Below are 12,493 nucleotides of genomic sequence, written 5' to 3'. Positions count from 1 at the left end.
TTCATCCGTTGGCTGAAAGCGTGCGGCCGGCGTCGTACCGGAATCGGGTGTGTATGCGCCGATTGCGTGGATCGGGATGGGGAATGGCGGAGAGCAGCGCCCGCGTGTAGTCGTGCGCCGGGTTGTTGACGACCTGATCGGTGTCACCCACCTCGACGATCTTGCCCCGATACATGACCGCGACGCGGTCGCACATGTAGCGGATCACCGACATGTCATGGGAAATGAAGACGTAGGAGAGACCGAGCTTGTCCTGCAGCTTCATCATGAGGTCGAGCATCTGGGAGCGCAGCGAGACATCGAGCGCTGAGGTCGCCTCGTCGGCGATGATGAGCCGCGGGTTCAAGGCGATCGCACGGGCGATGCCAATGCGCTGCCGCTGCCCGCCGGAAAAGGCATGCGGATAGCGCTCTCGCCAGGTCGGCTCGAGCCCCACCTGCTGCATCAGGTCGGCGACACGGTCGTTGAGCTCCCTGCCCTTCATGCCGGCGATCTTGAGCGGCTCGGCGATGATCTGGCCGACGGTCTTGCGTGGACTGAGCGACCCAACCGGGTCCTGAAAGATCATCCGGACCTCGCGGCGGATCTTCTCCAGGGCGGCCTTGTCGGCGGTGCGGATGTCGACTGTCTGGCCGTCCGGGCGGCGATAGTCGATGGCGCCGGCCTGTGCATCGTAGATGCGCAGCAGACAGCGTCCCATCGTGGTCTTGCCCGAACCGGACTCTCCGACGATGCCGAGAGTCTCGCCAGGGCGCACGGTCAATGAGACATCGTCAACCGCCTTGAGGCCGGAGGGAAAGGTGAGCGAGAGGTTCCGCACATCGAGAAGCGGAGGAGTTCCAGCGGGGATCGCCGGTCGCGCCAGACGAACCTCCGCCTTCTTCTCCAGCTTGACGACCGATCCGATCAGCCGGCGCGTATAGTCGTCCTGCGGTGCGTGGAAGATCTGCTCCACCGGCCCCCTCTCCCTCACCTTGCCGCGATACATGACGAGGACTTCGTCGGCAATCTCGGCCACGACGCCCATGTCATGAGTGATGAAGAGCACGGCCATGCCATGGCTCTGCTGCAGCTTCTTGATGAGGTCGAGGATCTCGGCCTGCGTCGTGACGTCGAGCGCCGTCGTCGGCTCATCGGCGATGAGCACCGAGGGGTTGCAGGCGAGCGCCATGGCGATCATCACGCGCTGGCGCATGCCACCGGAGAACTCGAAGGTATAGCGGTCGATGGCCGATTCAGGGCGCGGAATTTCCACCTGTCGCAGAAGTTCGAGAACGCGCTCGCGCTGCTCGTGCTTCGGGGTTCCGAAGTGGATGCGCAGCGCCTCGCCGATCTGCGTCCCGATTCGGTGAACCGGCGAGAGCGAGCTCATCGGCTCCTGGAAGATCATGGCGATCTCCTTGCCGCGCACGTCGCGGATCGCTCTACCCCGCGGGTCTAGCTTGGCGAGGTCGGTCGTCGAGCCGTCGGCACGCGTCAGCAGGACGGAGCCGCCCTCGATGCGGCCGGGCCTGTCGACGATCTGCAGGATCGAGCGGGCGGTCACCGACTTGCCGGAGCCGGATTCGCCGACCACGCACAGCGTCTTGCCGCGTTTCAGCTCAAAGGAGACACCATCGACCGCCTTGAAGAGACCGGTGCGGGTTGGGAAGTAGGTCTTGAGGTCCCTGACCTCCAGGATCGTGTCCTTCGTCATGCTCATGACACCGCCTCGTAGGGATCTGCGGCATCGCGCAAGCCGTCGCCGAGGAAATTGAGGGAAAGAACTGAAATGACGATGGCGGCGGCCGGCGTGAAAAGCAGCCACGGCGCCTGGGCGACCGCGCGAATGTTCTGGGCCTCCTGCAGGAGCACACCCCAGGAGACAATCGGCGGCTGCAGGCCGATGCCGAGGAAGGACAGCGCCGTCTCGGCCAGGATCATCGAGGGGATCGCAAGCGTCAGTGTCGCGATGATATGGCTGATGAAGGACGGCACCAGATGGTGGAAGATGATGCCGATTTCGCTCATGCCATCGAGGCGCGCGGCTGTCACGAAGTCCTCGTTTCTCAAGGACAGGAACTTGCCGCGCACCTCGCGCGCCAGGCTCGTCCAGCCGATCAGCGAAACGATCAGCGTGATGACAAAATAAGTGCGAAGCGGCGGCCAGCCGACGGGGATCGCGGCCGCGAAGCCCATCCACAGAGGAATGGTCGGGATCGAGCGCAGCAGCTCGATGAAGCGCTGGATCGCGAGATCGATCCAGCCACCGAAGAAGCCGGAGATGCCGCCGATGGCCACCCCGAGGATCAGGCTGACGAAGACGCCCACAAGGCCGATCGACAGCGAAATCTTGGCGCCATGGACAACGCGCGAGAAGATGTCGCGACCGAGGCGGTCGGCGCCGAAGATGTACATGCTGTCGCCCGGCTTAGGGTTCGTGAGGCCGAAGAGCTTCGTCTGCATCGGAATGAGGCCCAGCACGTAATAGGGCTGCTGCGCCGGGACGAAGAACGACACTGAGATGGGCTTCGTTGGGTCGGGCGTGAACTCCCGGCGCATCGACTCGGTGTTCAGCGTCATCTTGAGCTGGTTGACATGCGGCTGGAACGAGCCGCTCAACATCAGTGACAGGCCTTGGGGCGGCGCATAGGTGAAGCGCGAATTGGTAGCGTTGGGATCGAACGGCGCGATGAAATCCGCAAATGCCGCAACGAGATACATGAACACGATCACAACGAGGCTCGCGAGCGCGATCTTGTGTTTCTTGAACTTGAGCCAGAACAGGCGCCACTGGCCGGCGACGGCCATGTCCCTGCCGTGCAGATCGAGCGAGGCCGCGGTCTCGGGCGGGAGGCTGGTGATATCTGTCATTGGAGTCGGATCCGCGGGTCGGTAATCGCCAGGAGAATGTCCGAAATCAGCGTGCCGATGATGGTGAGCACCGAGATCAGCAGGATGAGCGAGCCGGCGAGATACATGTCCTGGGCGAGCAGCGCGCGAAGCAGCAGCGGCCCTGTCGTCGGCAGGCTCATGACGACGGAGACGATGATCTCGCCCGAGATCACGGCCGGCAGGATCCAGCCGAGAGTCGAGATCAGCGGGTTGAGGGCAAGGCGCACTGGATACCGCAGCAGGAGCTCCAGTTCGGACATGCCCTTCGCGCGTGCCGTGGTGACATAGGGCTTTGAAAGTTCATCGAGCAGATTGGCGCGCATGATGCGCACCAGCGCGGCGAGTGATCCGAGACCAATCACGACGACCGGCAGCCAGACGTGCTGGGCGAAGTCGACGAGCTTACCGAAACTCCACGGCGCATCGACATAGTCGGGCGAGAATAGCCCCCCGACACTCTGACCGAACCAAGCGGACATAATGTACATGGCCGAGAGCGCCATCAGGAAGTCGGGCACGGCGAGGAAGAAGAAAGCCAGGAAGGTCGCCGTGTAGTCGGAGATCGAGTACTGGCGCACCGCCGACAGGATCCCGATCGGGATGGCGATCGCCCAGACGAAGCAGAGCGTCAGAACCGAGAGCAGCAGCGAGAAGCCGAGGCGGTTCCAGATGAGTTCCGTGACCGGCTTGCCGAAATCGAAGGAGATGCCGAAGTCGCCGTGCATCAGGATGCCGGCCATCCACTTATAGTACTGAAAATAGACCGGCTGATCGAGACCGTAGCGATCCCGCATGGCAGCGACCGTGCCCGCTTCCACCGCACCGCCTTGGCTGGCCCATTCGGCCATCAGGGTCGTGAGATAATCGCCCGGCGGGAGCTGGATGATGATGAAGGCCACGATGGAGACGGCAAACAGTGTCGGAATCGCGAACACCATTCGCTTGGCGATGTAACGAAGCATGAGCCTGACCGTTCGATGGAATCGAAGGATTAGCCGGCAGCAGAATGGAACCCGCCGCCGGCACAGGGAGGAGCCTTCCGAGAAGCCCTACTTGGTTGGCTTGTCGAAATACCACTGGGTCAGCGTCGGAGCCGGGTGCCAGAGGTTGCCGGCGATCGGAAGCCCGTTGACGACGTTCTTCAGATTGTTCGATACCATCATGTACTTCGGCATGGGACGCGAGATGCCGATGTTGAGAAAGTTGTCGGCCGAAAGATTGAGGAATTCCTTCATCTTCTCGCGGCGGTCGTCATCAGTGACGGCGGCATTGACCCTGTCGTAGGCGGCCATCAACTCCTTGATGTTGGCTGGCGGCTCTTCGCCTGTATTGTGATTGGAATACCATTCGGCCCAGCGGACAGCGAAGAAGATGTCGGCCTTCTGGAAAGGCATGTAGCAGCGGACATCCGTATAGGCGTCTGAAAGTCCACCAACACAGTTCCAGATGTATGCATCCTGCTCGTTCGCCGCCCACATGGTGTTGAGGCGGGCGCGGTCGGTGGTACGGATCTGAATATCGATGCCAACATCCTTGGCGTATTGCTGTACCATCTGCATGATATCCGGGTAGGACAGGCCGAAGACATCGGCTACCATGAAGTTGATGGTGAAGCGCTTGCCTGTCTCATCCAGACGAAAGCCTTCGGCATCCTTCTTCGGCATGATCTTATCAAGGATCTCAGCCGAGCGCTTGGGATCGTACTCAGTATATTGCTTCGCCTGGCGCTCGTTGTAGAGCTCGTGCTCAGGCTGGGCGGCCACCTGGGCGGGAGCGCCCTGCCCCACATAGACGAGATCGATGATTTCCTGCCGGTTGATCGCGTGGCTCAGCGCGATCCTAAAATCCTTGTTCTGGAAGATCTTGCGCTTCACCGGATCGGTTGAAGTCAGGTTTAGTAGGATAGCGGCATCACTCGCCGGCAGGTCCTTGACGTCGACAATACGGTAGTTGCCCGTTTTCTGTCCATCGAACAGCACCGACTTGAAGGTGGAATTGTTGATGTGGCGGAACGCGAAGTCGAACTCGCCCGACGTCATCTTGAGCGCCATCACCTGCGGGTCGTCGAGCTTCGCCCAGGTAACATTGTCAATGTAGGGGAGTTGGTTTCCGGCCGTGTCGACCTTCCAGTAATAAGGATTGCGGGTAGCAGCGACGCGCTCACTGTCCGCATAGGGAACGGTCAGCACCCAGGGATTGAGGGTCGGCAGATCGAGATTCTGCCAGAAGGGCGGCTGGAAGGACAGCGAGACCTTGGAGTTGAACAGCGCCACCCAGTCGCCGGCTGCCGGATTTGCCTTCAGCAGCGCCGGGATGCCCTCCTTGTTGTACTTCTCGTGGAACTGGCTGAGATAGTGCTTGGGATAGATGACCGGCAGATGGCCCTGGCCGTAGGCAAGCTGCTGCAGGAAGAGGCCGTAGGGCGACTCGAACTTGAACTCCACTGTCTGGTCGTCGATCTTCGTTACCTTCACGGGCTTGCCAGCCACCGTGAAGGTCGGGTTCTTGGCGGGCGAGAGCGCGTTGTTCATGAACACGTCCTCGTACCAGAACATGATGTCGTCCGCCGTGAACGGATGACCGTCGCTCCACTTCAGGCCCTTGCGGAGCTTGAACGTGTAGGTGGTCGCATCGTCGGACGCCTTGAACTCCTCGGCAAGCGACGGCATGACCTTCTTCCACTGCGGATCCCAGCGCACGAGCAACTCGTTGGCGATGGTGCGGGTCAGGTTGTACTGGTCGCCGTTGGCCAGGATCGTCGTGCGCAGGGTGCCGCCATATTTGCCGACGCCGTCGACCATAGTTTCCACGTAGGGCTTTTCCGGAAGGCGGTTAGCAACGGCGGGCAGCTTGCCTGCCTTGACCTGCTCATCGAGCATCGGCGCCTGCTTGTAATCCGCCGCCCAGGCGGGGGCGAACGAACCTAGAAGCATGATACTCAAAATCCCCGTCGACGCGACGACGCCAAGCAGCTTTTGCTGGTAACCCATTTTGTTTCCTCCTGTTGCCCAGCTTCCTTCGCCGGTTTCCTTTTGGAACGAGCTTATTGCGGCTCTCATATTCAAAAGCTCGCAAATTACACATTATCTGTCAATTCGAATGTGCGAACCGAGACGTATTACTCTCAGTCAGGTACTAGAGCATTTTCCGGCGAAGTGGATCCGGTTCGCCGTCAGAAAATGCGGCAGACCAAAGAAGAGAGCTGATTCCACGTAAGGGGAAACGGCTCTAGAAAATGGGTCGAGAGTAAGCTCGTTAGGATAGCGAGTGTCATTCGACGGCCTGTTCGCAAGTACGAAACTTAGTAGACGACAGCGTCCCCTTCCGTGAGAAGGGTTGCGAGACAATGTCTTTCGCGAGAGCGGCAGGCAAAACAGGCATCTTTGAAGCCTTGTATGTGGGACTCACGTTGTCGCACCATCTGATCAGCCATGAAGTCGATCTTTCGGCGGCTGTATATGGGCCTGAATCTGCCAGTTATGAGAGTCGTTGGCGCGACGCTCTGTCTCTTCGGCAGGTTACGCACGAGCTTCAGGCCAACTTCAGGGTCGTACATTATCGGATCGGGGCCGCCGGCGCAGGTTGCAGGCGAACGTCGGTGCGAACTTGAGTACTGATTGCCTGATCGTCTCATAGGGACGTCGCGCCAACAACTGGCGATGAAGCCGGACGAGGTCCACGATAAAATCGGGCGGAAAGCAATGGCGTTGGTAGGAGATGGGTTGCATTCCCCTACCGTATTGCGTTTTGACCCAACCTATCGTCTTTCGTGCAACAATATCTTTAAGAGCTGCGCAGGAGGAACCCTTTGTGTCCGGATCTACCAATTTGTATAGCTGCCATCCCGTCGCCTGAGATGCGGGGGCTCGGAGAAACGGAAACTCAGGGAGCGGACATAGTTCTCATCAACGTCGGCACCGAGCCCTGGCACGTTAGGGACAACGTAATCGCTCCCTTGCAGTGACACCTGAACGGGAAAGATCTCTGTGTTGTCGAACCCGAGTTGCTCCACGGGTGAAGACCGACATTCCAGCCAAGCAAAGTTGGGGACTGACGCAGCCAAGTGGACGCTAGCAGCCGTGCAGATGGGCCCAAGTGGGTTGTGAGGCATCAGGTCGACATAGTGAGCCTCGCTCCAACCTGCCACTTTCATGGCTTCAGTAAATCCTCCGACATTACAGATATCAATGCGGTTAAACTGATGCAGATTTCCTTCGATATAAGGCAGGAATTGCCACTTGGAGGAGAACTCCTCGCCGATGGCGAAGGGAACGTCAGTCAACTGCCGAAGGGATTCATACGCCGATGGGGTCTCGTCACGGATCGGCTCCTCGATGAAATCTAGTGTACCCGATGGCATTCTCTGGCAGAAGGCTGCCGCTTCTGCGACGCTGAGGCGATGATGATAGTCGATGCCGAGCGCGACCTCTGGGCCAAGCTCCTCGCGCGCGCGTACCATCCACGGCGCCGTCTTGGCAATGGACTCGCGCGGCTCAAACCGATTCGTTGCATGCTGGCCCGCCGGCACGAACCGAATGCAGCTCCAGCCTGCGTCCTGTAACTGCTTGGCCTGCTCGATCATCTCGGGGCCGGGCTCCGCAGGAGCCGTGGCAAAGGCCGGGACCCGATCCCGCTGCTTACCGCCGAGCAGCTGATAGACGGGAACGCCGAGCGCCTTTCCTTTGATGTCGTACAGAGCAATGTCGATTGCGCTGATTGCAGCGGAAAGAACTCGGCCCCCTTCGAAGTACTGACTGCGATAGAGTTCCTGCCAGAGCGCACCGGCCTGCATCGGATCACGGCCGATGAGGAACTCTCGGTAATGGTCGATCGCCCCCATGACGGCGCGCTCGCGACCAGAGAGACCCGACTCGCCCCACCCGTAGATTCCCTCGTCCGTTTCTACCTTGATGAGCAGTTGATTGCGCCACCCAACCAAAATTGGGAAGCAATGAATAGCCGTGATCTTCATTGGTCTGACCTTGAGATGCTTTCTTGTTAGAGCGGCGACGGTTCGCCAAGGCATGAAAGTGCTGGATTGGCTCGTGACACTAGGCACTGATGGTGCTCGCGGACTCGCCTGTTTACGGTTAGTTGGTGGCCTGCCGGTTTTCGGACCTCGGAGCCATGCAATTACCGGTGACGGCGCGATCAGCTGATCCTAGACCACTTCAGCTTAGAGGAACGGATGTTTCGTCCAGACTGCCTCACCAGTTCAGGATCGCGCCATCCGCTGAAAGAGCTTCTCGCGCGGGGATGACCTCTGGCTCGAACGGGTGCTTGGCCGCGGCAACTTCGTCGAGTTCAACTCCTAAACCGGGGGAGGTCGGCACTGCCCAGTGGCCATTTTCAAGCACAATCGGGTGTTGCACCACCTCATCATACCAGTCGACGAGCCCGCGCGCCTCCTCCTGTATGACGAAGTTCGGCGTGGCCACGGCAAAATGTAGTGCGGCAGCCCCGCTGATCGGTCCCAAGGGATTGTGAGGCGCAACGCCCATGTGGCCAATTTCCGCGATGGCAGCGATTTTCTTCCCCATCGTGAAGCCGCCGACATGGCAGAGATCAGGCTGCACGATGCTCACTGCTTTGTGCGCGGCAAGATCGAAGAACTCCCTTGGCGTAAACAGGCGCTCGCCTGTTGCCAGAGGGGCCTGGACTTTGGAGGCGACCAACGCCATGGCCTCGTTATCGCCCGGCTGGATTGGCTCCTCCACGAAGAGGGGCCGCATCGGCGATATCGCATCGATGTAAGCTACGGCAGCGCTGATGGAGCTGCACCGGCCGTGGAAGTCGAACATGATGTCGATCTCATCACCAACCGCGAGGCGGATCCGCTCCACAAGCCTAGCGACGTGTTTTACCTCGGGGATCGGCGCGTCGTAATGAGTGTAGGGAACGACGCCGAGCTTCACCGCCCTATAACCCATCGCGACTGTCGCCTCGACACCGGCCACATAGCTCTCGATGTCCTTCGGATCAACTTGTGCTCCGATCTTGCCACGCTGGAAATGCGTGTAGACACGGACCCAGTCGCGGCTCTGCCCGCCAAGAAGACGCCAGACGGGCACGCCCAAATCCTTAGCCGCGATATCATGGAGTGCCATCTCGATGCCGCTGATCGCCGATAGCCCGATCACACCCAGTGGCCAGAAGCTATGCATCTGCATCTTCCGTACCAGATGCTCGATCCGGCGTGGATCCTCTCCGATCACGAAAGCCGCGAGATCCTCGACAGCGCCTACTACTGCTCGGGTCTTCCACTCGAGAGTGGCCTCACCCCAGCCATAGAGGCCAGGCTGGTCGGTCAGCACCTTTACGAAAATCCAGTTGCGGTGAATTGCGTTCACGATCTTTGTTTCGACGCCTGTGATTTTCATCCGGGTGTCCTTTTCGAGCTGGAAATCAGAGGTAGTAAAGTCCGGTTGGCGGCCATCTGGACAGTGCTTGGAAGGTGATCAACAGCATCACTGCTGTAATCTCCATTGTCAGGGGAAGGAGCACAGCCCTCAGCAGTGATGCTGCCGCTACGTATGACAGCAATGAACACCACCTTTGCTGGTGGAGTGGCCGGTATGATCGATGTGGCTGCTTGAAGCGGATTGATGCCGAGTCGCGTAACAGGCAGAACCAAAAAGGACAGGCAAACGCTGATTGTGGCGCCGATGTCTGGAAACATGGCAGGGATCAGCATCAACACTGTGTTGACGAACAGGTGAGCCTCGAAGTTTTGCGCAGAGGCAATTGCGCCGGAAATGCCGAGCAGACCGAGCGTTTAGGAGTGAATAGAAGTGGCGGCTTCCGAAAGATGAATGCTCGCACAAGTTCTCGATCCGGCGACAATTGCCCTCCACAATTGGCGGATGTCGGCCTTGCGGAAGATGAGCAGACGGAGCGTGACCTTGGAAGCGCGAAACACCACGCTGCTCATGACAGTGAAGGTCGCAGGACCCACGAGCAGGGCCTAGAGCGCCACACAAGGGACTCCTTAACTGCTTGCCGAATCGGATTCGTGGAAGCCCTTTGGGAACCCTGCCGCTCACTGTTTCCTCGACAAATTTCATAAGATTCTTTATGTTTGATACTCTATCATATCTAAATTATACACAACATGTCAATCCTATTGTGCGAACTTGCATGAGTACCGGTCTTCGTGACATGATCGATTTTGGTGCCGGATCGTACTTGGCCGGCAGGTGGAGTCATATAGGAGCGCAAGAGTTCGGGCATGAGCGGGAGAGCGGTGCGAATTGTCAAATCGGTTCAGGACGGAGAAGCGACTGGCCAGGATCGAGGTCAGTGCCTTCATGACTTGATCCGGGAGGACATTGTTGAAGGGCGTCTCGAACCCGGCGCTCGCCTCAAAACGGCGGAACTCGCAAAGCGCTATGGCACGAGTACAAACCCCGTCCGCGAGGCCCTTCATCACCTACAAGGGGAAGGAATTGTGATCATCTCGCCGAATAGGGGTGCACGTGTACGCCCTATCAGCGAGGATTTTGTACGCAACATCTACGAAATCAGGGCGCTTATCGAGCCGTATCTCGTCCGCTGGTTCGTCAACTATGCGACGGATCGTGAGATCGAAGCACTCGAGATCCTCCAACGAGACATCGACGAAAACCGCAGCGACTATCAGTGGTACTGGCAAGCCAACGAGCAGTTTCACAACATCATCTACGGGCGGCATTATAATCAGGAGGCTGTCGAGCTGGAATTCCAGCAGCGTAAGGTGCTGCACATCCTCACCCGCCGATTTGCGATCAGCCGCGCACGTTGGCAGGCCATCACTCGAGAGCACTGGGATATCATTGAAGCAATCAAGCGCCATGACGCTGATGAAGCGGCACGCGTCATGGAACAGCATGTCCGAGGGGCCTGTCAGCACCTGATTGAACAAATGCGGGCCGCCTCAGTAAACAAGGCTCTTCATCGCCCGTGAGGTAGCGACAATACTTGTTCTTCTCGGCATCGCCTGATGCTTGAACCTAGTTTTTGTGTCTATGCACCCAACATTTGCAAGCAGCGATGCCATACCGAGTCTTCCGCAGCAGCTGGAGGGTGCCATTCGCTCTAATCCGCCTTGGTCTTTCCCTCGTGCCTCCTGGCGGGCGAGAACAAGCATCTTCAACATCAACGAATGGGCTTGCAGGATTACTGTGAGCCAGTTCCATCACCTGCGCTTATGTAGAGATTGCTAGAACATGAAGATTACAGCCATTCGCCCCTATCCCATCTGGGTTGGCGATCGAAACCAGCTCATCGTCAAGGTTGAAACCGATGAGGGTATCCATGGCTGGGGCGAGTCCGGCCTCTCCAGTCGCGAACTTGCCGTGATGGGCGCGATCGATCACTACCGCGAGTTCCTGATCGGTCGGGATTCCATGCTGACCGGAGCTCTCTGGCAGGAGTTGTACCGAAGCCAGTACTTCGAGGGAGGCCGGGTTCTCACGGCAGCGATCTCGGCCATCGATATCGCTTTGCACGACGTCAAGGGGAAGGCCTTGGGCGTTCCCGTGCACCAGCTTCTGGGCGGCAAGCAGAGAACCAGCATTCCGACGTTCGGGTGCGTGCGGGCGGACGACCCGGACACCCTGATTGCCTCTGCCCGCGGGGCAATGGCGGCAGGATGGGACTGCCTTCGTCTCGGATGGAAATCTGATGCGGTCTCGCCCTACGAACCACGCGAGCATATTGCTGAGATTGCCCGCTGGATGACTCAAGCCCGAGAGGCGCTCGGATCAGGCGTCATGTTGGGTGTGGACTATCATCACCGTCTCAGCGTCGCCGAAGCGGCTTCCTTCTGTCAAAAGATGCCTAGAGGCACGCTGGATTTCCTGGAGGAGCCGATCCGTGACGAGACGCCGGAAGCCTACGCGGCTCTCCGGCGGATGACGGATGTTCCATTCGCCATTGGCGAGGAGTTTTCGTCCAAATGGCAGTTCCTGCCTTACATCGAAGGTGGCCATACACAATTTGCGCGCCTTGACATTTGCAACGTGGGCGGATTCACCGAGGCCATGAAGGTCGCCGGCTGGTGCGAGGCGCATTACATCGATCTGATGCCACACAACCCGCTCGGGCCGATCTGCACGGCTGCGACTGTGCATTTCTCGGCAGCAGTCGCCAACCTGTCGCATGTAGAATGCTGGGAGACGCCTGATGAGGACATGGCGCGGCAGGAGTCACCGATCTTCACAAAGCGGATGAAGCTGGTGGGCGCGACATACGTCGTGCCTGATGAGCCTGGGCTTGGCGTCGAAGTCGACGAGAGGGCTCTAAAGGACGCCGAGCCGTTTCGCTTTTCGGAAATGCCGCATCTTCGGAGGAAAGACGGATCGCATACCAATTGGTGATGAGCTCATCACATCACTTCTCGTATGCTCGCGGTGCTCCGGAGCCTCGATCTTGTGGCGGGACGGGCCTCACACATCCTCTCGTCCATGCTGCGTCGGTCCCGCCATAAGCTGCTTAGAGTGTTTCGGTAGCACCGATCACTGTGACGGGGTCGCCCAATGTGGTTCTGTCGCAAGCTGGTTGCCTCGGAGTTTCAGGTACTTTGGCCGGGAGTCTCAGTGACAGCGGATTAAAATGTTCAATGCTCTCGCCGATGCCGCTG

The 12,493-nt window shown here is 59.0% G+C and carries 8 protein-coding genes; 2 read left to right on the top strand and 6 right to left on the bottom strand.

All coding sequences use genetic code 11. The annotated features are described in order from the left end of the window. Position 1: 1 nt before the first annotated feature. From AA309_RS02190 to AA309_RS02160, 6 genes are all read right to left on the bottom strand, one after another. Positions 2–1,702 (bottom strand): ABC transporter ATP-binding protein, encoded by a 1,701-nt coding sequence (locus AA309_RS02190; protein WP_047187354.1) that lies wholly within the window; start codon positions 1,700–1,702, stop codon positions 2–4. After that, positions 1,699–2,853 carry an ABC transporter permease gene (locus AA309_RS02185; RefSeq protein ID WP_047187353.1) on the bottom strand — a complete coding sequence of 385 codons (1,155 nt, stop codon included), beginning with the start codon at positions 2,851–2,853 and terminating at the stop codon, positions 1,699–1,701. Before AA309_RS02185 ends, AA309_RS02190 begins: the two co-directional genes overlap by 4 nt. Then, complete coding sequence (locus tag AA309_RS02180) at positions 2,850–3,836, bottom strand: ABC transporter permease (protein WP_047187352.1); 987 nt, start codon at positions 3,834–3,836, stop codon at positions 2,850–2,852. The genes AA309_RS02185 and AA309_RS02180 overlap by 4 nt, the downstream gene beginning before the upstream one ends. Positions 3,837–3,923: 87 nt before the next feature. Further along, entirely contained in the window at positions 3,924–5,864 is a 1,941-nt protein-coding gene (locus AA309_RS02175) for an ABC transporter substrate-binding protein (protein WP_052954430.1), read from the bottom strand. A gap of 830 nt (positions 5,865–6,694) precedes the next feature. After that, a complete protein-coding gene (locus AA309_RS02165; RefSeq protein ID WP_047187350.1) occupies positions 6,695–7,846 on the bottom strand; it encodes a mandelate racemase/muconate lactonizing enzyme family protein in 1,152 nt (383 codons plus the stop codon). A 235-nt stretch (positions 7,847–8,081) separates the two neighbouring features. Continuing rightward, on the bottom strand, positions 8,082–9,254 hold the full coding sequence (locus AA309_RS02160) for an enolase C-terminal domain-like protein (protein WP_047187349.1): 1,173 nt from the start codon (positions 9,252–9,254) through the stop codon (positions 8,082–8,084). Between the two features lie 848 nt (positions 9,255–10,102). Here AA309_RS02160 and AA309_RS02155 point away from each other — a divergent pair. Both AA309_RS02155 and AA309_RS02150 read left to right on the top strand, forming a co-directional pair. After that, positions 10,103–10,816, top strand: coding sequence for a GntR family transcriptional regulator (locus tag AA309_RS02155; protein WP_084730807.1), 714 nt, complete (start codon positions 10,103–10,105; stop codon positions 10,814–10,816). Positions 10,817–11,078: 262 nt separating this feature from the next. Next, positions 11,079–12,230: a mandelate racemase/muconate lactonizing enzyme family protein gene (locus tag AA309_RS02150; protein ID WP_047187348.1), complete on the top strand. Its 1,152-nt coding sequence runs from the start codon at positions 11,079–11,081 to the stop codon at positions 12,228–12,230. The last annotated feature ends 263 nt before the right edge of the window (positions 12,231–12,493 follow it).

This window comes from Microvirga vignae, assembly GCF_001017175.1.
Classification (GTDB): Bacteria; Pseudomonadota; Alphaproteobacteria; order Rhizobiales; family Beijerinckiaceae; genus Microvirga; species Microvirga vignae.
Note: the sequence above shows the minus strand (reverse complement) of the source record. Positions and strands in the feature narration are given on the sequence as shown.